We start from the raw sequence: 20,853 nt of genomic DNA on the forward strand, positions 1-20,853 counted from the left end.
CCGGAAAGCCTGAGGAGACACCTTGACCGACGCATCCCGTGCCACGGCTCCCTCCGTACCGCCCGCACCCGTGGACACCGACCGCGTCCTCGGACGCGCCACCCGCCGCCTGCTCGGGGACCTCGTCCTGCGGCTCGTGCTCATCGCCGCGCTGATCGCCGTCTCCACCGTGCTCACCCGAACCGGAACATGGGACTCTCCCGTCCTCAGCCTGTTCCCCGTCGCCGCGGTCTTCCTGGCGCTCTTCACCTGCTACCGCTTCGTGTTCAACGTACGGCTCGGCAAGCTGCGGACGGTGCTGCGCAACTACCCCTTGGAGTTCCGGCCGCGTGTGACGAGAAAGGAGGCGGACACCTGGACCAAGTACGGGACCTCCTTCACGCTCAAGATCAGCGGCGGCGGCCAGGGCCCGACACCGTGGGTGCGGGCGGTGAATGTGATCGGCCGCCGCCGCTGGCCCAAGGAGGCCGAGAACGGCGCGTGGGTCGCGGGCGACCCCGCCTTCGGCGGCATCCTCGTCGTACCCGGCACCGAGGAAGCCCTGTTCCTGGAGATCGCCAAACGCGACAAGGCGGCACGGGCCCGCGAGGAGGCCGGCCCCGAACGCCGCGCGCGTGCGGAGCAGGCGGGTCTCGTACGTAAGCACAGCTAGCCCACCCTGCCCCAAAGAGTTGGCATTTGACGTGCCCATGATGTTGGGTACTCGTCAATTGATCAACGAGAGGGGCTGAAGGTGTTCAGACCGGTACGGGGGATCGCGGCCGGAGCGGTGCTCGCGGCGTCGCTGACCGCGTGCGGCGGCAGCGGCAGTGGCGGAGGAGGAACGGACCCGGTCGACGGAGGCCAGTCGAAGGTCCCGCTCGTACTCGCCGCGGACCAGGTGCGCACCGCGCTCGTGAGCAAGTCCAGCGCACCCGAGGGCTGGAAGGGCCGGAGCCCGAAGTTCCTGTCCCCGGGCGACGCCCTGCGCAAGTGCCAGGACGCGACGGAGACGAATTGCGGTGGCTTCGTGAGCTACGGCACCACGTATTTCCTCAAGCTGAAGCAGAACGCGGACGGAAGGCAAGGGCACCTCTATTTCACGGTCTTCTCCTTCAAGACGCCGGAAGACGCCCAGGCCGCCATGAAGGGCCTGACCAAGAAGGAACGCCATAAAGCCGGCGCCGAGGCCAAGCCGCTCCAGATCTCGGCCGGCGCGGAGGAGACGGACGCCTTCACCGGAAAGCACACCGAGGTCCATCTGCGCCTGGGCGGAGTCCTGGTCCGCCTCGAATCCACGGACCTCACCGCGAACGAGCCCTACGCCGACTTCGCCACACTCCAGATCGACCGCATCAAGAAGACGGCAGCGGGAAAGAACCCGGACGCCTGACCCGGAGGCTCCCGAGCGTGAGGCCGGAGCCCGCTCTGCGGCGGGCTCCGGCCGTCATCCGGTACGCCGGGCCCGTACGGCGTCGGTGTACGTCTCGGTCGTCAGGTCTCCCGGCCCGACCCCGATCTCGCCGAGAACCGCCCGCACATCCGCCAGAGCGCCCGGCAGTTCCTCCGCACCCCGCACCAGCGTCTCCAGCTCGACGTAGGTCCCGTCGACCTCCGGAACGCGCACGAGCGTGGCGAGCATCGTCCGCCCGTACGCGGTGAATGCGTAATTCCGGCAGTGTTTCTCGAAGGCAATCGCCTCGGCATATCCGAGTCCGCCCAGCATGGCCCGGACGGCCTGCGGATCACCGACGCTCGTCTCGTACTCAGGCTTTGAGCCCGACGCTTCGTCGAGCCGCGCCTCTTTGTACGTCAGCAGCGACCGGGAACCGTCTGCCCCGTACACGGTACGCAGCCGCAATTCGCGGTCACCCGTCTCCAAAGCCGCGTCCGGGGAATCGAAATACGTGTCCCGGTACAGCTCGTCCCGCCCGACGGCCAGCCGCTCCAATCGCGCTTGCACCACCGCCGGTTCGCGTACCCGTGCTTTCAGCTCGGCCTCGATCACGCTGCCCCCCGATCGTCACACCGCTACACCACCAGACTCACCACCGCCGCCACCGCGAACCCCACCACCGACAGCACCGTCTCCAGGACCGTCCACGACTTCAGTGTGTCGCGTTCGGAGATGCCGAAGTACTTGGCGACCATCCAGAAGCCGCCGTCGTTGACGTGCGAGGCGAAGATCGAGCCGGCGGAGATGGCCATGATGATCAGGGCCAGGTGGGCCTGTGACAGGCCCTGGCCCTCCACCAGGGGGAGGACGATGCCGGCCGTGGTGACGATGGCGACGGTCGCCGAGCCCTGGGCCACGCGGAGGACCACGGAGACCAGCCAGGCGAGCAGGATGACGGGGAGGCCGACGTCGTGGAAGGTGTCGGAGAGGGCGTCGGCCACGCCGCTGCCCTTGAGGACGGCGCCGAAGATGCCGCCCGCGCCGACCACCAGCAGGATGTTGCCGACCGGCTTGAGGGACGCGGTGGAGACGGTTTCCAGGGACTTGCGGGACCAGCCGCGGCGGATGCCGAGGAGGTAGTAGGCGAGGAGCAGGGCGATCGTCAGGGCCACGAAGGGGTTGCCGAAGAACTCGACGACCGAGCGGAGGGTGGAGGGGCCAGGGCGATGGAGGAGAAGGTGGCGAGGAGGATGAGGACGAGGGGGGTGCCGATGATGGTGAGGACGGTGCCGAGGGCGGCCGGCTTCTCGTGGGGCTGTACGCCTGCCGCGGTCTGTTCGGCGATCACTGCCGCGCGGGCTTCCTCCGCGGCCTCGACCATGTCCTGCGGTACGGGGACGAAGAGGCGTTTGCCGATCCACGCGGCGTAGGCCCAGGCGGCCAGGACGGCGGGGATGCCGCAGACGATGCCCATGAGGATGATCCAGCCGAGGTCCACCTTGAACAGGCCGGCGGCGGCTACCGGGCCGGGATGGGGCGGCAGGAACGCGTGGGTCATGGAGAGGCCGGCGAGCAGGGGCATGCAGTAGAGGAGGATCGATTTGCCGCTGCGCTTCGCCGCTGCGTAGACGATGGGGGCGAGGACGAAGATGCCCACGTCGAAGAAGACCGGGATGCCGAAGATGAGGCCGGTCAGGCCCATGGCCAGGGGCGCGCGGCGTTCGCCGAAGAGGCCCAGGAGGCGCGCGCTCAGGACTTCCGCGCCGCCGGAGACTTCGAGGATCGCGCCGAGCATGGTGCCCAGGCCGATGATGATGGCGACGTGGCCCAGGATGCCGCCCATGCCGCTCTCGATGAGGGAGGGGAGGGAGGATTTCTGGACGGTGCCGAAGAGTTCGGTGACGGAGAGGCCGGCTGCCAGGCCCACGGCTATGGAGACGCCCAGCAGCGCCACGAAGGGCTGGAGGCGGACTTTGATGATGAGGAAGAGGAGCAGGAGGATGCCGAGGGCGGCGACCGTGAGGAGGCCGGCGGTTCCCGGTATCAGGGCCAGCAGGCCGCCGGTGTGGGGCGGGGCGGGTGGCGCGGCGGGGGCCGCGGCGGTGGCGAGAGCAGCGTGGACCATGTGACGACTCCGTTGTCAGACAGGGTGGTTCCAGGCAGGGGGGACCGCGGCACGGCGCCCCGGGCGGGTGGGGCGCCGTGCCGTGCGGCGGGTTCAGCGGCGGTAACGGCAAGGGGAGGTCCCGGTCAGCCCAGTACCGCGAGGGCGTCGATCTCGATGAGGAGGCCCTTGGGGAGGCCGACGTACACCGTCGTACGGGCGGCCGGTGCCTCCTTGAGGCCCTCGGCCTCGAAGTAGGCGTTGTAGATCTCGTTCATCTCGGCGAAGTGGTCGGTGTCGGTGAGGTAGACGCGCATCATCATGACGTCGTCCCAGGTCGCGCCGCCTTCCTCCAGGATCGCCTTGACGTTGGCGAAGGTCTGGAGGGTCTGCTCGCGCAGGGTGGGGCCGGCCGGGGTGGGGGCCTGGCCCTCGACGGCGGGCAGGAAGCCGACCTGGCCGGCGACCTGGAGGATGTTGCCCTTCTTGACGCCGTGGGAGAACTTGGCGGGCGGGGTGGTGTGGGTGGCCGGGGTGAGGGCGGTCTTCTCGGTCATGGTCGGGCTTCCTTCTGGTCTTGCGTGTCGGGTACGCGGGTGTTTCCGGAGTACTCCCGGCTGATGGCGTCCGCGGTGCGGCGTACCAGCGGGAGCAGGGTGAGGAGTTCCTCGGCCGTGACGACGACGTTCGGCGCGGAGACCGACATGGCGGCAACGAGCCGGCCGTCCGCGCCGCGGACGGGGGCCCCGACGCAGTTGATGGACTCCTCGTGGCCACCGAGGTCGGTGGCCCAGCCCTGTTCTCGCACCTTGGCCAGTTCGGCGAGGAACGCCGTGGCGTTGGGTGTCGAACGGGACGTGTAGAGGGGGTAGTCGAGCTTCTCGGCGAGCGCGCGGCGCTCCGGCTCGGGCAGGTCGGCCAGCAGCAGCTTGGCGACGGCGGCGACGGTGATGGCTACGGGTTTGCCGATGCGGGAGTACATCCGTACCGGGTAGCGGCTCTCGACCTTGTCGATGTAGAGGACCTCGTTCTCCTCGTACACCGCGAGGTGCACGGTGTGCCCGCACTTCTCGTTCAGTTCGACGAGGTGCGGGTGGGCGATCTCGCGGACGTCGAGGTTCTCCACGGCCTGCTGGGCGAGGGCGAAGAGCCGGGCGCCGAGACGGTAGCGCTGGTCGCTCTGGCGGTAGACCATGCCGTGCTCGTGGAGTGTGCGCAGCAGGCGCAGCGCGGTGGACTTGTGCACGCCGAGACGGCCCGCCACCTGTTCGAGGTTGGCCGGGCCTTCCGCCAGCAGGGGCAGGATGCTCAGTGCGCGGTCGACTGTCTGACTCATGGGGTACGGACCTCCACCCGTGGGTTGTGCACCCCGTGGCTGGTGGTGCCGCCGCTGCGGTCAGCGGGTGCGTCACCGTCGGTGGTCCAGCCGGGGCCGAGTCGCAGTCTCCCCCAGGCGGCGGGGTCGAGGCCCGCAAGGTGGTCGGCGAGGTCGCGGGAGGGGGGTGTGCCGAGGTCGCCGGGGACGGTGAGGGAGGCGGCGGCCATCAGGTGGCCGTGCCGGAGGCGGGCGAAGACGGGCAGGTCGCGGAGGGTGGCGGAGAGAAATCCGGCGGCGAAGGCGTCTCCGGCGCCGACGGGGGCGACGACGTCGACGGTGAGGGCGGGGGCGGTGGTGACCGTGTCGGTGCCGTCGGCCTGGCGGGCGTACGCGGTGGCTCCGGCGGCGCCCTGCTTGACGACGAGGACGGCGGGCTCGGGCAGGGCGGCGCGTACGGCGTCGGGTCCGTGCAGGTCCCAGGCGGCCGCGGCCTCGTCCTCGCCGGTGAAGACCAGGTCGCAGCGGCGGGCGAGGTCGAGGAGGACTTCGGGGCCGCGTACGGTGCGGTCGCGCCAGAGGCCGACGCGGTAGTTGACGTCGAAGGAGACGAGGGGGCGGCCGGGGGACGGCTCGGTGAGGGTGCGCAGGACGTCCAGGCAGCCGTCGGACAGGGCCGCGGTGATGCCGGTGAGGTGCAGGACGCGGGTGTCGTGGAGGGCCTCGGCATCGAGCAGCTCGGGGGACATGGCGGAGGCCGCGGACCCGGCGCGGTAGTACGCCACCTCGGCCTCACCCGCTTCGGTCTCCGTACCGGTGGCGCGTTCACCGGCGGTACGGAAGTAGACGCCGGTGGGGCGGGCCGGGTCGCGCTGGACGTGCGAGACGTCCACGCCGCAGGCGGCGACGGTGTCGCGGACGTGGTCGCCGAAGGCGTCGGCGCCGAGGCGGGAGATCCAGCGGGTGCGGTGGCCGGTGCGGGCGAGGGCGCAGGCGACGTTGGACTCGGCGCCGCCGATGCCGCGCTCGAAGGAGGGCACGTCGGCGAGTCGCCCGGGCCCGGTGGGCATGAAGGTGACCATGGTCTCGCCGAGACAGACGACATCGACGGCGCCGGTGTGCGGCCGGGCGGGCGGCGGGCCGTCCGTGGCCTCGTCGCGGGCGGGCGCGGTGCCGTCCGTCGCGTCGTTGCCGCCGGCGCTGACGTTGCTGGACGTGGTCACGATTTCCTGCACTCCTTTGCGTACGGGCCGTGTTGAGCCGTTCCGCGACGTGTTGCGCACCATTGACCCGGCGATGGCTCGGATGTTAGACAGCAGTAAGCGATATGCGCAATGGGTGTTGCAGAGAGTGCAACATGAACTTGAGGAGGCCCCCATGGCCGCCGCGCCCCACGCCGAGCGCCGCGCGAGGACCCTCGCGGACGAGCGGGTCGACCACCGCTTCAAGGGGCTTCCCCCGGATGCCGCGGGCCGTACCGTCGGCGAGCTGGCGGCCGACCGCCGGAACCTGTTCACCGGCGGCTTCACCACTCCCGTGCTCGCCCTGTCCGCCGAGTCGCTGGAACACAACCTGGCGCTGATGGAGACCTACGCCGCCCGGCACGGCCTGGCCTTCGCCCCGCACGGCAAGACCTCCATGGCCCCGCAGCTCTTCGCCCGCCAGCTCGCCCACGGCGCCTGGGGCATCACCGCCGCCGTCCCCCACCAGGCCCGCGTCTACCGCGCCTACGGCGTCCAGCGGATCTTCCTCGCCAACGAGGTCGTCGACGCCGCCGCGCTGCGCTGGCTCGCCGCCGAACTGGACGCCGACCCCGGCTTCCACTGCGTCTGCTACGTCGACTCGCTGCGCGGCATCGAGCTGATGGACGCCGCCCTGCGCGAGGCGGGCGCGACCCGCCCGGTCGACGTCGTCATCGAGCTGGCCGCGGGCGAGGGCGCCCGTACCGGCGTGCGGACCGACGAGGAGTGCGTCGAACTGGCCGACGCCGTGGCGGGCGTGGACACCCTGCGCCTGGTCGGCGTCGCCGGGTACGAGGGCGAGGTGCCCGACGCCACGCACGAGCGGGTGACCGCCTGGCTGCGCCGCCTCCTCGCGCTCACCGTCGCCCTCGACCGCTCCGGGCGCTTCGCCGACCTGGACGAGATCGTGCTCAGCGCGGGCGGCAGCGCCTGGTTCGACGCGGTCGCCGAGGTGTTCGACGAGGCGCCCGAGCTGTCCCGGCCGCTGCTGAAGCTGCTGCGCTCCGGCGCGTACGTCTCGCACGACGACGGCCACTACCGCCGCCTGACGCCCTTCAACCGCGTCCCGGCCGAGGGCGCCCTCCAGCCCGCCTTCAGGCTCTGGGCCCAGGTCGTCTCCCGCCCGACGCCGGAGCAGGCGTTCCTGAACGCGGGCAAGCGCGACGCGGCGTACGACCTCGACCTGCCGCAGGCCCAGGTCGTCCGGTCCGGCCGGGACGGCAGCGAGCGGCCCGCGGACGGCGTCACCGTCACCGGGCTGTCCGACCAGCACGCCTGGGTCCGTACGGAACGGGCCGGTGACCTGGAGGTCGGCGACTGGGTCGGGCTGGGCCTGTCGCACCCGTGCACGTCCTTCGACAAGTGGCAGCTCATCCCGGTGGCCGAGGCGGACGGCACGGTCGTGGACTACGTCCGGACGTTCTTCTGACGGAACCCGTACGACGGCCCTCCTCGTGAAGGCCGCGCGACTTCGGCGCGGGACACCACCCCCGAGTCCCGTGCCGAACACCGGGGGCACCCCCGCCCCCGGCCGGCGCGCCCCACCCCCCGGGGCGCGCCCGGGTCCCGCTCCGGCTCATCCCCCCGATGCCGGAGCGGGGCCCGTACGCCACGGCCGCGCGGCGCGGCCCGGCTCGAAGCCTTTGTTCGACAGGAAAGGCAGTTCGGTCATGGACACCGTGGTCCGCGACGTACGCGTCATCGACGGCACCGGCACCCCCTCCTACCGGGCGGACGTCGCCCTCGACGGCGGCCGGATCGCCGAGATCCACCGGGAGACGGACGCCGGGCCGCGCCCCGGCGCCTCCCGTGTGGTGGACGGCGCGGGCCTGGCGCTCTCCCCCGGCTTCATCGACATGCACGCGCACAGCGACCTGGCGCTGCTGCGCGACCCGTCGCACGAGGCGAAGGCGGCGCAGGGCGTCACCCTCGAAGTGATCGGCCAGGACGGCCTGTCGTACGCGCCGGTCGACGACCGTACGCTCGCCGAGGTCCGCGCGCAGATCACCGGCTGGAACGGGGACGGCTCGGACATCGACTTCAACTGGCGCACGGTCGGCGCGTACCTGGACCGCCTCGACCACGGCTTCGACGGGCAGGGCATCGCCGTCAACGCCGCATACCTCGTTCCGCAGGGCACGGTCCGGATGCTCGCCCTCGGCTGGGACGACCGCGCGGCCACGCCCGCCGAGCTCGCCCGGATGCGGCAGCTCGTCGCCGAGGGTCTGGAGCAGGGCGCCGTCGGCCTGTCCTCCGGCCTCACCTACACCCCCGGCATGTACGCGGACGACGCCGAACTGACCGAACTGTGCCGGGTCGTGGCCCGCTACGGCGGCTACTACTGCCCGCACCACCGCTCGTACGGCGCGGGCGCGCTGGAGGCGTACGAGGAGATGGTCGGCCTGACGCGGCAGGCGGGCTGTGCCCTGCACCTCGCCCACGCCACCATGAACTTCGGCGTGAACAAGGGCCGCGCCCCCGAACTCCTCGCCCTCCTGGACCGCGCCCTGGAGGACGGCGCCGACATCACCCTCGACACCTACCCGTACACGCCCGGCTGCACGACCCTGGTCGCCATGCTGCCGAGCTGGGCGAGCGAGGGCGGCCCCGACGCGATCCTGGACCGGCTGCGGGACGACGCGGCCGCCGCGCGCATCCGGCGCGTCATGGAGGTGGACGGCGCGGACGGCTGCCACGGCGTGCCGATCGAGTGGGACACCATCGAGATCTCCGGCGTCTCGCACCCGGAGCTGGCGGGGTACGTCGGCCGGACGGTGGCCGAGTCGGCGCGGGAGCGCGGCGAGGAGCCGTGGACGACGGCCCGGCGGCTGCTGGTCGAGGACCGGCTCGGCTCGACGATCCTCCAGCACGTCGGCCACGAGGAGAACGTCCGCGCGATCATGCGCCACCGGGTGCACACCGGCGGCAGCGACGGCATCCTCCAGGGCCACAAGCCGCACCCGAGGGCGTACGGCACGTTCCCGAAGTACCTGGGCACGTACGTACGGGAGCTGGGCGTGCTGTCGCTGGAGGAGTGTGTCGCGCATCTGACCTCGCGCGCCGCCGCCCGGCTGCGGCTGCCCGACCGCGGCCTGGTCCGCGAGGGCTACCGCGCCGACCTGGTGCTCTTCGACCCGGAGACGGTCGGCGCCGGGGCCACCTTCGACGCGCCGCGCACCCTGCCGACGGGCATTCCGCACGTGCTGATCAACGGTCGGTTCGTCATCGAGGACGGACGGCGGACGGATGTGCTCGCGGGGCGGGCGGTACGGCGAACGCGCCCCTGATCAGCCGTATCAGTTCGTCCGCGTCGGCCGCCACGCCCAGCGCGCCCAGCTCGCGGGCGGTGTCCTGGCGGGCGGGGGTGACCCGGCCGGCGAAGAAGACGACGGGGCCGGTGTAGCGCTGCTCCCGGCGCAGCGCCGCCACGTGCGAGAACCCGGCCCGGTCGTCCGTGCCGCGGGCGATGTCGGAGATGATCAGGGACGGTGACCGGGCCGCGACGGCGGCGTCGGCGGCCTCCGAATCCATGGCGATCTCCACGTTCGCTCCTTCCCGCCGGAACCAGGCGGCCAGGGAGGCGTTGTTCTCGGGGTGGTCGTCGACCCAGAGGATCGTGCTGCCGACGAGCGGCGCCTGCGGATCGACGTCCGGGAACCCGGCCCCGGGCCGCGCCAGGCCGCCGGGCCGCGCGTCCGGCACCGCCCCGTCCACGGCGTCCGGCTCCCGCTGCGGCACGGCCACCAGCGCCGGCGCGCCCTCGCGCAGCCTGCGCACCAGCTTTTCGGAGCGCGGCAGCGCGAGCAGGCCGTCGAGCAGGGAGTTGAACGCGGCGTCGGTGACCATCTCGGGGAAGGCGGTGGGAAGTTCGCGCTCCAGGCGTTCCAGGACGGTGTACGGGTCGGCCGGGTCCCGCGGCACGTCCCACTGCGCCAGGAAGGCGTCGACCAGCGGCCGTTCCGCGTCGGGCACGGGCGCCGGCGTCCGCAGCACCGCCCGCACCCGCCGGTACGTGCGGAAGTCCGCGATCACGTCGCCGGCGTCGGCCCCCGGCGGGCTGGTCATCATCCGGTAGAAGTCGGCGTAGAAGTACTGGATCAGTAAGGTGCGCAGCACGGCCTCCGGCGGGTGGTCGGCCCACATCGGGTTGAGCGTGGCCTCCAGGACGAAGCCGTTGACCAGCCGCTTGATACGGCGCGGGTTGCGGGCCGAGCGCTCGGCGAGCAGGTCGACCAGCGGCTCGTCGAGGAGCTGCTCGATACCGGCGGTGCGCCCGCACCACGTGATGTACTCCCGTACGCCCTGGCCGTCGGCCACCGGGATGCGGTAGCTGGTCTGGAAGATCTTCTCCATGAAGGTGGCGCCGGCCGGCGACAGATCGCGCAGCAGGCCGCTCGGCCCCATCGCCGACCGGTCGCAGCCGATGACGAACGCCAGCCCCGGCACGTCCAGGTAGACCTTGACCGCCTCGCACACCGCGAGCACCGTCTCCTCGGAGCAGCGGTCCAGGTCGTCGATGAAGACGACGAGCATCCGCCGCGGCGAGTACACCGCGTTCTCGGCCCACTCCTGGGCCAGGTCACGGATCGCGTCGCGCATCTCGTTGCGGGCCTGCGAGTTGACGGACAGGCTGCTCCACAGCTCGTCGACCAGTCCGGCGGCGCCCAGCGGACCGGCCGCCACGGTGGCGAGTGCCCGCAGGACGCGCAGCAGGGCGCGCTGTTCGGAGGCCCGGTGCAGCGCCCGCCGCAGCAGTCTGCGGTCGAAGCGCATCAGCACCGACTTGATCAGCCCTTCCAGGGCGTCCGCGCCGGTCGAGGTCCAGGCGTTGTACCAGACGGTGTGCACCTCGGGCACCGACGTCAGTTCGGCGTCGACCAGCCGCATCAGGCTGCTCTTGCCCATGCCCCACCCGGCGTCCACGGCGAGCGTGAACGGGGTGGCGGACCGGGAGGCGATCAGCAGATCGGCGAGCTGCCGGGCGGCGCGGCCCGCGCCCAGCAGATCGGTGCCGGCCGAGTCCACCGGCTCGTCGTTGAGCAGCGCGAGGTGCTGCGCGGATGTCACCATGTCGCCCCCGTGGTCGTGTGCCCCGGAGCGTACCTCCGGCGCGCGGGCCACGGAGACGGTTCACGAGCGCGCCCGCGCGCCCCGCGCACCATGACGTCGGGTGAGCAAACCCACACTTCCGGTTGCCCCGGCGTGAACTAAAACACCAGGCGAGGCGTGTTACGCGCCCGTATGGTGGCTGGCATGCAGGTGATCCAGTCAACGAAGCTCGCCAACGTCTGCTACGAGATCCGGGGCCCGGTCCTTGAGGAGGCGATGCGGCTCGAAGCAGCGGGACACCGCATCCTCAAACTCAACACCGGCAACCCGGCGGCGTTCGGATTCGAGTGCCCGCCGGAAATCCTGGAGGACATCCTCCGTACGGTCGGCACCGCCCACGGCTACGGCGACGCGAAGGGGCTGCTCTCGGCCCGGCGCGCGGTGATGCAGCACTACCAGACCAAGGGCATCGAGCTGTCGGTCGACGACGTCTACCTCGGCAACGGCGTCTCCGAGCTGATCCAGATGTCGATGCAGGCGCTGCTGGACGACGGCGACGAGGTGCTCGTACCGGCTCCGGACTACCCGCTGTGGACCGCCTCGGTCTCGCTGTCCGGCGGTACGGCGGTCCACTACCGCTGTGACGAGCAGGCGGACTGGATGCCAGACCTGGCCGACATCGAGCGCAAGGTCACCGACCGCACCAAGGCCATCGTCGTCATCAACCCGAACAACCCGACGGGTGCGGTGTACGACGACGAGCTGCTGCGCGGCATCGCCGAGATCGCCCGCCGGCACAACTTGATCGTCTGCGCCGACGAGATCTACGACAAGATCCTCTACGACGGCGTCACCCACACCCCGTTCGCCGCGATCGCCCCCGACCTGCTGACCCTGACCTTCAACGGGCTCTCCAAGTCGTACCGGGTGGCGGGCTACCGCAGCGGCTGGATGGCGGTCTGCGGCCCGAAGGCGCACGCGGCCTCGTACATCGAGGGGCTGACGATCCTCGCCAACATGCGGCTGTGCGCCAACATGCCGGCGCAGCACGCCGTGGCCACCGCCCTCGGCGGGCACCAGTCGATCAACGACCTGGTGCTGCCGGGCGGCCGGCTGCTGGAGCAGCGGGACACCGCGTACGACCTGCTCACCCGGATCCCGGGCATCACCTGCACCAAGCCCAAGGGCGCGCTGTACGCCTTCCCGCGGCTGGACCCGAAGGTCTACAAGATCAAGGACGACCGGCAGATGGTGCTGGACCTGCTGCGCGCCGAGAAGATCATGATCGTGCACGGCACGGGCTTCAACTGGCCGGAGCCGGACCACTTCCGCCTGGTCACGCTGCCGAACAAGGACGATCTGACGGACGCGGTGACCCGTATCGGCACGTTCCTGGACGGCTACGGGCAGTACTGAGCGCGGCCGGACGGCACGCCACGCCGAATCCCGACTGTACGGATCACAACTTTAGACAGTGTCTAAGCTAGGATGGTCTCCTAGCCGTCGAGTGTTGCCAGGAGGCCGTCCGATGTACGAACCGATCCGCACCAAGTCGGTCCACACCATGGCCGCCGACCAGGAGGTCCCGCACCGTTCCCGCACGGAGGAGCTGGACATCCGCCTCGCCGGCCATCTGACCGCGCTGCTCACCGTCACCGACGAGCTGCGCGCCACCGTGCCCGGCCCCGCCCTGGACGACGCCGCCGAGCGCATCGCCGAGCAGGTGACGCGGCTGCGCGGCGGGGTGTACCCGCTGCGTGCGGCACCCACCGGCGGCGGCGACCCGGCCCGCGCGCCCCGGCTGCACCGGCGCGCCCGGATGCTGGCCGGCAGCGCCCTGGCCGTCGCCACCTCACGAGGCGACGCCGCTGCCGCCGCGCTGGCGGCGGAGCGTATGGAGGCGCATGAGGCCGACGCCGCCGTACAACAACTGGCCACGGCCTGACCCGGGGCCGAGCCGGGTACGGGCGCGACGGGCGCGGGCCGTCGGGCGCACAAAAAGAGACGGCCGGAGCCACGTGTTCGTGCACGCGACCCCGGCCGTCGACCGTGGGGCCCGGTCAGCGCCGGGCCGTTCCCGTACTAGCCCAGTCGGCGTACGAGCGCGTGGTACTCGTCCCACAGCTCCTTCGGCGTGTGGTCACCGAAGGTGTTCAGGTGGTCGGGGATGAGCGCCGCCTCCTCACGCCACACGTCCTTGTCGACGGTGAGCAGGAAGTCGAGGTCGGCGTCGGCCAGGCCGAGGCCGTCGGTGTCCAGCGCCGCCTTCGTCGGCAGCACGCCGATGGGCGTCTCGACGCCCTCCGCCTTGCCGTCCAGGCGCTCGACGATCCACTTGAGCACCCGGCTGTTCTCGCCGAAGCCCGGCCACACGAAGCGGCCCGACTCGTCCTTGCGGAACCAGTTGACGTAGTAGATCTTCGGCAGCTTGGCCTGGTCCTTGTCGGCGCCGACCTTGATCCAGTGGCCCATGTAGTCGCCCATGTTGTAGCCGCAGAACGGCAGCATGGCGAACGGGTCGCGGCGCAGCTCGCCGACCTTGCCCTCAGCCGCCGCGGTCTTCTCGCTCGCCACGTTCGCGCCGAGGAAGACACCGTGCTGCCAGGTCAGCGACTCGGTCACCAGCGGTACGGCGCTGGCGCGGCGGCCGCCGAAGAGGATCGCCGAGATCGGCACGCCCTTGGGGTCCTCCCACTCGGGCGCGATGATCGGGCACTGGCCGGCCGGGACGGTGAAGCGGGCGTTGGGGTGGGCCGCCGGGGTGCCGGACTCCGGCGTCCAGTCGTTGCCCTTCCAGTCGGTCAGGTGCGCGGGCAGTTCCTCGGTCATGCCCTCCCACCACACGTCGCCGTCGTCGGTCAGCGCGACGTTGGTGAAGACCGAGTTGCCCCACATGGTCTTCATGGCGTTGGCGTTGGTGTGCTCGCCGGTGCCGGGCGCGACGCCGAAGAAGCCGGCCTCGGGGTTGATCGCGTACAGCCGGCCGTCCTCGCCGAACCGCATCCAGGCGATGTCGTCGCCGATGGTCTCGACGGTCCAGCCGGAGATCGTGGGCTCCAGCATGGCGAGGTTGGTCTTGCCGCAGGCGCTCGGGAAGGCCGCGGCGACGTACTTGGCCTCGCCCTGCGGCGGGGTGAGCTTGAGGATGAGCATGTGCTCGGCGAGCCAGCCCTCGTCGCGCGCCATGACGGAGGCGATGCGCAGCGCGTAACACTTCTTGCCCAGCAGGGCGTTGCCGCCGTAGCCGGAGCCGAAGGACCAGATCTCGCGGTCCTCGGGGAAGTGCGAGATGTACTTCGTGGAGTTGCACGGCCACGGCACGTCGGCCTCGCCCTCGGCCAGCGGGGCGCCGAGGGTGTGCACGGCCTTGACGAAGAAGCCGTCCTCGCCCAGTTCGTCCAGGACGGCCTGGCCCATCCGGGTCATGGTGCGCATCGAGACGGCGACGTACGCCGAGTCGGTGATCTCCACGCCGAGCGCGGAGAGCGGCGAGCCGAGCGGGCCCATGCAGAACGGGACGACGTACATCGTCCGGCCGCGCATCGCGCCGCGGAAGATGCCCTGCGCGCCGGTGAAGATGTCGCGCATCTCCGCCGGGGCCTTCCAGTGGTTGGTCGGCCCGGCGTCCTCCTCCTTCTCGGAGCAGATGAACGTGCGGTCCTCGACCCGGGCGACGTCCGACGGGTCGGACGCGGCGTAGTACGAGTTGGGGCGCTTGATCGGGTCCAGCTTCGTGAAGGTGCCCTTCGCGACGAGCTCCTCGCACAGGCGCTCGTACTCCGCCTCCGAGCCGTCGCACCACACGACGCGGTCCGGCTCGGTGACGGCTGCGATCTCGTCCACCCAGGAGATCAGTTCCCGGTGGTTGGTCGGTACGGGGGAGGGAGCCGCGTTGTCGCGCGCCACGATCGCTCCTTGATGAGGGTTTTGGACGGACCGCTGTCCGCGCACACGCCGGCAGAGCCCGCTTCTGAAGATGCCTGCCCCTTGGGGGCTGCGACCCGGATGCTTCGCGACCGCTCATCCGGTGCCGACCGCACTCATTTGATCATCCGATCCTCATGGGCATCTGTCCAGAGGAGCTTCTCGTGACCGTCACCACTTCCGGACCGACCTGTAACCTACGGTTGCGTAGGTAGCATGGCGGCCATGACTTCCGCGCCCGATGCCGCCGAAAGCCGCTCTTCCTCCGTGACCAGCGCGGCCGCCGACGCAGTGTCCGCGGTCGCCGCGGTGGCCGCGCCGCTCAAGCCCAAGCTCAGGGGCTGGCTGCACGCGGGAATGTTTCCCGCCGTCCTCGTCTCCGGTGTGGTGCTCACGGCGCTGGCCGACAGCACCCGAGGCCGGATCGCCTGCGCCGTCTACACCCTGTCCGCGTGCCTGCTCTTCGGAATCAGCGCCCTGTACCACCGCGGGAACTGGGGCCCGCGCACCGGAGCCCTGCTCCGGCGACTGGATCACGCCAATATTTTCCTGATCATCGCGGGCACCTACACCCCGCTGACCATGCTGCTCATCCCCGGCGGCCGGGGCCAGGCGCTCCTGTGGGCCGTCTGGGCGGCCGCCCTCGCCGGCATCGCCTTCCGCGTCTTCTGGGTGGGCGCGCCACGCTGGCTCTACACGCCCTGCTACATCGCGATGGGCTGGGCGGCCGTCTTCTTCCTGCCCGACTTCCTGCACAAGGGCGGCATCGCCGTCCTCGTCCTCGTCGTCGTCGGCGGCGTCCTCTACAGCGCCGGCGGCATCATCTACGGCATCAAGCGCCCCAATCCCTCACCGCGGTGGTTCGGCTTCCACGAGGTCTTCCACTCCCTGACACTGGCGGCGTTCGTGGTGCACTACGTCGGCATCTCACTGGTGGCCTATTCGCACGCCTGAGGCGCCCGGCGCGGCACCCGCCCCGCCGGGAACCCCCGTTCCACCGCGCGCGCCGGCCTCTCCGCTCCGCCGGCGCGCGCTCCCCGTGCCCGTACGTGGCCGCGGCCTCGACGCCGCGGCCACCTGCCATGTCAGGGCCGCCACTCCGGCCAGCACCAGCGCGACCACCACGGCCGTGCCGCCGACGAGGAACCCTCCGACGCACAGCCCTGCCGCGAACACGGCGAACACATGAATCCCGGTACGCATACCCGCAACACCCCCTCCAAGCATCACTTACGGTGACCTTGCCCTCGCTGAAGCGTTACACACACCACTGACAGACAAGGGCATATCAAGAAACATCGCCGGTCCGACACCCTCCTGCGTGCGGAAGCGGGCCGCCCCGCCGGACAATGACGCCCATGGCCTCCGCACCGAAGACCGCCGACCGGCCCGGCCCGCCCAGGACCGGGCTGCGGGAACGCAAGAAGATCCAGACCCGGCGGGCGATCCGCCGGGCCGCCTACCGGCTCTTCGCGGAGCACGGGTACGAGGCGACCTCCGTCGACCGGATCGCCGCGGCCGCCGACGTCTCCCCCAGCACGGTCTTCCGCTACTTCCCCACCCGGGAGGACATCGTGCTCACCGACGAGTACGACCCGCCGCTGGAGGCGGGACTGCGGGCCAGGCCCGCCGACGAGCCGATGGCCGAGTCGATGCGGCACGTGGCCGTCGAGGCGCTGCGGCGGCTCCCCGCCGAGGAGCGCGCCGAACTGGCCCAGCGCGCCCGGCTCATCCGCGAGGTGCCCGCGATCCGGGGCCGTACGGCGGAGAACACCGCGCGGGACAGCGCCATGATCAGCACCGTACTGGCGGAGCGCACCGGCCGCTCCGCCGACGACCTGGAGGTCCGGGTGGTCTCCGCGGCGATCCTGGCCGGGCTCCAGGAGGCGCTGCTGCACTGGGCGGCGGACGGCCGGCCGGAGGATCTCGGCACCCTCATCGACCGGTCGATGAACGTGCTCGGCCGGGGCTTGACGCTGTGAACGCGCGCCCTTCTACGGAAGCGCGGGCCCCGGACTCCGCCCGCTCCGCCTCACTCCCGTAAGGCTCTCCCGTACGGCGCCACCCGCCCCGGCTCCCTGGCCGGCTCCCCCAGCCGCCGGGCCAGCCGCCCGCGCAACCGCGTCAGCCGCTCGATCCGGGCGTCCAGGTCGGCCAGCCTGCGGCGGGCCACCTCCGTCGCCGTACGACAGTGCTGCTCCGCCCCGAGAGCCGCCGGGCCGCCCGCCATACCTCCCGCCGCGCCTTCCCCATCACCGTCCCGCGCACCCCCCTGCGCGAAGAACAGCTCCGGGATGCCCTCGGGCGGCAAGGCATCGAGGAGCGGCGCGAAGGACCGGATGTCGCCCACCGTCAGCCCGGCGTCGAGCAGTTCCCGCACCGTGCGCAGCTTGCGTACGTCCTCCGGCTCGTACACCCGATGCCCCGACGGCGTACGCCGGGTGATCACCAGCCCGTGCTCCTCGTAGTACCGCAGAGCCCTGGCCGTCATGCCCGCCGCGGCCGCGGCGTCCCCGATGCGCATCCGGTCCTCCCCCGCCGGGGCCCGGTCGGTGTGCCCCGCTGCGTACGTCGCCTCACTCAGACCGTACGCCGTCGGCCGGGGCACACCGACGGACCCGCGCCACGGGAAGAACCACTCACCTCTCCCCCAGTAACTTCCCTCACAAGTCCACGAGCACAGCCCCCAGATGCCGCCCCTCGACCAGCTCCCGCAGGGCACGCGGCGCCTCCTGGATGCCCCGCAGCCGCGCGTGCGGGAAGGTGAGGGTGCCGTCCCGGAGGCCGCGCCCGAACTGCTCGTTCCACTCGGCGATCAGGTCGAGGTGGTCGTAGAGCGCGATGCCGCGCAGGGTGATGCCGCGCGCCACCAGGGACAGCGTGTCGATCTCGGTGGTGTGCGTGGGGGAGTCGGAGAGCTGGTTGGAGAGCGCGCCGACGAGCGCGATACGGGCCCCGCGGTTGGCGAGCGCGACGGCGGCCTGCAACTGCTCGCCGCCCACGTTGTCGAAGACCGCGTCGACACCCTCCGGAGCGGCCTTGCGCAACTGCTCCTCGAACGGTCCGGCGCCGCGGATCACCGCCGCGTCGTACCCCAGCTCGTCGACCAGGTACTCGGCCTTGCGCTGCGATCCCGTACTGCCGATGACCCGCCCGGCACCGCGCAGCCGGGCGATCTGGCCGGCCAGCGACCCGACCCCGCCGGCCGCGCCGGACACGAACACCGTGTCCCCCGGGCGCACCTCCGCGCCCCGCACGACGCCCATGTAGGCGGTCGGGCCCTGCGACAGGTAAGCGGCCGGGTCAGGCAGTTGATCCCGGTCCCTGCGATGCACCTCGGCCGCGTCCACCAGGGCGTACTCCCGCCAGCCGAAGTGGTGTTCCACCAGGTCACCGGGGGCGAAGTCGGTGCCCGGCGCGTCCACCACCTCGCCGACGGCCGACCCGTACAGCGCCTCGCCCGGCACGAAGGACGGCATCGGGACCGTGGTGGCCTCGTCCATGAGCGTCCGCATGACGGCGGCGACGGCCATGGTGGTGTTGCGTACGAGCACCTGCCCGGGCTTCGGCTCGGGCACCGGCACCTCGACAATCTCGAACAGGTCGTCGGTGAGCGGGCCACGCGGGCGGCCGGTGAGGCGGACTTCGTGGTGGGTGGCGGGAAGGCCGCCACCGGTGCGGTTCGTCATGCCGTCACGCTAGAAGTTGACGCCCGCGTGAAGTTCAAGCCCGCTCTACGCCCTAGGACTTCGGGCGGAGGGGGCCCGCGGTCCCCTCATCCCTCACCCCTGTCAGCCGCCGCTGAGCTTCTCCCCCAGCTCCTCGGGGTCGGTCGTCGGCCGCTCGCACGTGAAGTGGCGGCAGACGTACGCGGCGGCCCGGCCCTCGACCAGCGGCCGGTCCTTCAGCAGCGGCACCTCGTCCGCTCCGGGCTCCCCGAGGGCGACCACCGCACCGGGCGCGGTGCCCAGCAGGGCGGCGCGGTGCAGCGCCCGGGTGGCCGGGTCGCCGTCCGGACCGACCACCGCGACCTCGCGCGGCCCGTCCAGCACGGCCTCGGCGACGGCCAGCCCCCACCCGATGAAGCGCGGCGCCCGGCCGCTCAGCGCCTTGACGATGCCGAGGGCGCGCTCGGCGGCGTCCCGGTGCGGGGCGCTGCCGGTCAGCGCCGCGTACGACAGGAGCGCGCCGGCGGCCGCGGTCCACCCGGAGGGCGTGGCGTTGTCCGTGGGGTCCTGGGGGCGGCGGATCAACTGCTCGGCGTCGTCGGCGGTGTCGTAGAGCGTGCCGTCCTCGGCGGTGAAGTGCACGAGCACGGTGTCCAGGAAGAGGCCCGCGAACTCCACCCAGACGCCCTCCCCGGTGACCGAGGAGAGCGCGACGAAGCCCTCGGCGACGTCCGCGTAGTCCTCCAGGACGCCGGCGTTGGCGCCCGCGACGCCGTCCCGCGAGGTGCGGTGCAGCCGTGCCTGCCAGTCCATGTGGACGCGGACGAGCAGGTCGGCGGCGTCCGTGGCGGCCTGCACCAGGTCCGGCCGGTCGAAGTAGGCGCCGGTCTCGGCGAGGGCCGCGATGGCCAGGCCGTTCCAGGCGGCGACGACCTTGTCGTCCCGGCCGGGGCGCGGCCGGGCGTCCCGGGCCTCACGCAGCCGCTCCTTGATGCTGGCGATCCGTTCCGCGTCCACCAGGTCGTCGGTGTCGGGGAGTTGCAGGACGGAGGCACCCTCCTCGAAGGTGCCCTCCTGCGTCACGCCGAAGTAGTGCGCGGCGACCTCGGCGTCCTTCTCCCCCAAGACGTCACGCAGTTGCCCGGGCGTCCATACGTAGTACGCGCCTTCGACGTGCCGGCCACTGCCGTCGTCGGAGTCGGCGTCCAGCGCGGAGGCGAAACCGCCCTGGTCCGTACGGAGTTCCCGCACCATGAACTCGGCGGTCTCGACGGCGACACGGCGGGCCAGGTCCGACCCGGTGGCGCGCCACAGGTGCGCGTACGTACGGCACAGCAGCGCGTTGTCGTACAGCATCTTCTCGAAGTGCGGCACCGTCCACGTCTCGTCGACCGCGTAACGCGCGAAGCCGCCGCCGAGCTGGTCGTAGATCCCGCCGCGGGCCATCGCCTCCGAGGTCGCCTGCACCATCTGCAGGGCCGCCTCGGACCGCGTACGGGCGTGGTGGCGCAGCAGGAATTCCAGCGCCATGGACGGCGGGAACTTGGGCGCGCCGCCGAATCCGCCGTGCACGGCGTCGAAGTCGCGGGTCAGCGTGAGCAGCGCGTTCGCCAGGTCCTCCGGGCCCGGCGGCACCGGTTCCCCGTTGGCCAGCGACGCGGAGAACGACCGCGCGGACAGGTCGGCGACGATCCGTCCGGCAACCTCGCCCACCTCGCCCCGGCGGTCCGTCCAGGCGCTCCGCACGCCCTGGAGGACCTGCGGGAAGGACGGCATCCCGTGGCGCGGCTCGGGCGGGAAGTACGTCCCGAAGTAGAACGGCTCGCCCTCGGGCGTCAGGAAGACGGTCATCGGCCAGCCGCCCTGCCCGGTGGCGGCCTGCACGGCCTCCATGTAGACGGCGTCCACGTCGGGCCGCTCCTCGCGGTCCACCTTGACCGCCACGAAGTGCTCGTTGATCACGGCGGCGACCGCCTCGTCCTCGAAGCTCTCGTGCGCCATCACATGGCACCAGTGACACGCGGAGTAACCGACCGACAGCAGAACGGGCACATCACGCCGCCGCGCTTCCTCGAAAGCCTCCGGCGTCCAGGGCCACCAGTCGACCGGATTGTCCGCGTGCTGAAGCAGATAAGGCGAGGTCACGCCAGCCAACCGGTTCATACGATCCAGCCTCT

General features: G+C 71.7%; 17 protein-coding genes and 1 pseudogene. 8 read left to right on the top strand and 10 right to left on the bottom strand.

From position 1 onward, the window contains the following. The first annotated feature begins 22 nt into the window (after positions 1-22). Both EJG53_RS14670 and EJG53_RS14675 read left to right on the top strand, forming a co-directional pair. On the top strand, positions 23-652 hold the full coding sequence (locus EJG53_RS14670; RefSeq protein ID WP_125045216.1) for a hypothetical protein: 630 nt from the start codon (positions 23-25) through the stop codon (positions 650-652). Between the two features lie 81 nt (positions 653-733). Then, positions 734-1,372, top strand: coding sequence for a hypothetical protein (locus tag EJG53_RS14675; protein WP_125045217.1), 639 nt, complete (start codon positions 734-736; stop codon positions 1,370-1,372). Positions 1,373-1,426: 54 nt separating this feature from the next. Here the strand turns inward: EJG53_RS14675 and EJG53_RS14680 are convergent, their stop codons facing one another. The 5 genes and pseudogenes from EJG53_RS14680 to EJG53_RS14700 all read right to left on the bottom strand — a co-directional run bounded on the left by EJG53_RS14680 (position 1,427) and on the right by EJG53_RS14700 (position 5,876). After that, positions 1,427-1,987 (bottom strand): class IV adenylate cyclase, encoded by a 561-nt coding sequence (locus EJG53_RS14680; protein ID WP_125045218.1) that lies wholly within the window; start codon positions 1,985-1,987, stop codon positions 1,427-1,429. Positions 1,988-2,010: 23 nt separating this feature from the next. Next, positions 2,011-3,500: pseudogene (locus tag EJG53_RS14685) on the bottom strand (GntP family permease). Between the two features lie 125 nt (positions 3,501-3,625). Continuing rightward, positions 3,626-4,036 (bottom strand): RidA family protein, encoded by a 411-nt coding sequence (locus EJG53_RS14690; protein ID WP_030668212.1) that lies wholly within the window; start codon positions 4,034-4,036, stop codon positions 3,626-3,628. Further along, a complete protein-coding gene (locus EJG53_RS14695) occupies positions 4,033-4,815 on the bottom strand; it encodes an IclR family transcriptional regulator (protein ID WP_031007924.1) in 783 nt (260 codons plus the stop codon). Before EJG53_RS14695 ends, EJG53_RS14690 begins: the two co-directional genes overlap by 4 nt. After that, positions 4,812-5,876: a sugar kinase gene (locus EJG53_RS14700; RefSeq protein WP_244955625.1), complete on the bottom strand. Its 1,065-nt coding sequence runs from the start codon at positions 5,874-5,876 to the stop codon at positions 4,812-4,814. Before EJG53_RS14700 ends, EJG53_RS14695 begins: the two co-directional genes overlap by 4 nt. Before the next feature lie 295 nt (positions 5,877-6,171). Here EJG53_RS14700 and EJG53_RS14705 point away from each other — a divergent pair, with 295 nt between their 5' ends. Then, complete coding sequence (locus EJG53_RS14705; RefSeq protein ID WP_125045220.1) at positions 6,172-7,464, top strand: amino acid deaminase; 1,293 nt, start codon at positions 6,172-6,174, stop codon at positions 7,462-7,464. A gap of 241 nt (positions 7,465-7,705) precedes the next feature. Next, entirely contained in the window at positions 7,706-9,322 is a 1,617-nt protein-coding gene (locus tag EJG53_RS14710; RefSeq protein ID WP_125045221.1) for an N-acyl-D-amino-acid deacylase family protein, read from the top strand. Here the strand turns inward: EJG53_RS14710 and EJG53_RS14715 are convergent. Further along, on the bottom strand, positions 9,258-11,105 hold the full coding sequence (locus EJG53_RS14715) for a P-loop NTPase fold protein (RefSeq protein ID WP_125045222.1): 1,848 nt from the start codon (positions 11,103-11,105) through the stop codon (positions 9,258-9,260). The two genes, EJG53_RS14710 and EJG53_RS14715, sit on opposite strands and share 65 nt — an antisense overlap. Positions 11,106-11,288: 183 nt before the next feature. Between EJG53_RS14715 and EJG53_RS14720 the strand changes: the two genes are divergently transcribed. Further along, positions 11,289-12,500: a pyridoxal phosphate-dependent aminotransferase gene (locus tag EJG53_RS14720; RefSeq protein ID WP_125045223.1), complete on the top strand. Its 1,212-nt coding sequence runs from the start codon at positions 11,289-11,291 to the stop codon at positions 12,498-12,500. 112 nt (positions 12,501-12,612) lie between these two features. Continuing rightward, a complete protein-coding gene (locus EJG53_RS14725; protein WP_125045224.1) occupies positions 12,613-13,029 on the top strand; it encodes an SCO4983 family protein in 417 nt (138 codons plus the stop codon). A 137-nt stretch (positions 13,030-13,166) separates the two neighbouring features. Here the strand turns inward: EJG53_RS14725 and EJG53_RS14730 are convergent, their stop codons facing one another. Then, on the bottom strand, positions 13,167-14,990 hold the full coding sequence (locus EJG53_RS14730; RefSeq protein ID WP_125045225.1) for a phosphoenolpyruvate carboxykinase (GTP): 1,824 nt from the start codon (positions 14,988-14,990) through the stop codon (positions 13,167-13,169). 243 nt (positions 14,991-15,233) lie between these two features. On the opposite strand from EJG53_RS14730, the gene trhA reads away from it, so the two are divergent. Both trhA and EJG53_RS14740 read left to right on the top strand, forming a co-directional pair. Then, a complete protein-coding gene (trhA, locus tag EJG53_RS14735) occupies positions 15,234-15,962 on the top strand; it encodes a PAQR family membrane homeostasis protein TrhA (protein WP_174856409.1) in 729 nt (242 codons plus the stop codon). Positions 15,963-16,357: 395 nt separating this feature from the next. Continuing rightward, complete coding sequence (locus EJG53_RS14740) at positions 16,358-16,990, top strand: acyl-CoA-like ligand-binding transcription factor (protein WP_125045227.1); 633 nt, start codon at positions 16,358-16,360, stop codon at positions 16,988-16,990. Positions 16,991-17,040: 50 nt separating this feature from the next. On the opposite strand, the gene EJG53_RS14745 is transcribed toward EJG53_RS14740, so the two are convergent. The 3 genes from EJG53_RS14745 to EJG53_RS14755 form a co-directional block, all read right to left on the bottom strand. Further along, positions 17,041-17,532 (bottom strand): MerR family transcriptional regulator, encoded by a 492-nt coding sequence (locus EJG53_RS14745; protein WP_125045228.1) that lies wholly within the window; start codon positions 17,530-17,532, stop codon positions 17,041-17,043. Positions 17,533-17,671: 139 nt separating this feature from the next. Beyond that, on the bottom strand, positions 17,672-18,697 hold the full coding sequence (locus tag EJG53_RS14750) for an MDR family NADP-dependent oxidoreductase (protein ID WP_125045229.1): 1,026 nt from the start codon (positions 18,695-18,697) through the stop codon (positions 17,672-17,674). Between the two features lie 102 nt (positions 18,698-18,799). Further along, a complete protein-coding gene (locus EJG53_RS14755) occupies positions 18,800-20,839 on the bottom strand; it encodes a thioredoxin domain-containing protein (protein WP_125045230.1) in 2,040 nt (679 codons plus the stop codon). Positions 20,840-20,853 lie beyond the last annotated feature (14 nt).

Source organism: Streptomyces chrestomyceticus JCM 4735 (assembly GCF_003865135.1).
GTDB classification, from domain to species: domain Bacteria; phylum Actinomycetota; class Actinomycetes; order Streptomycetales; family Streptomycetaceae; genus Streptomyces; species Streptomyces chrestomyceticus.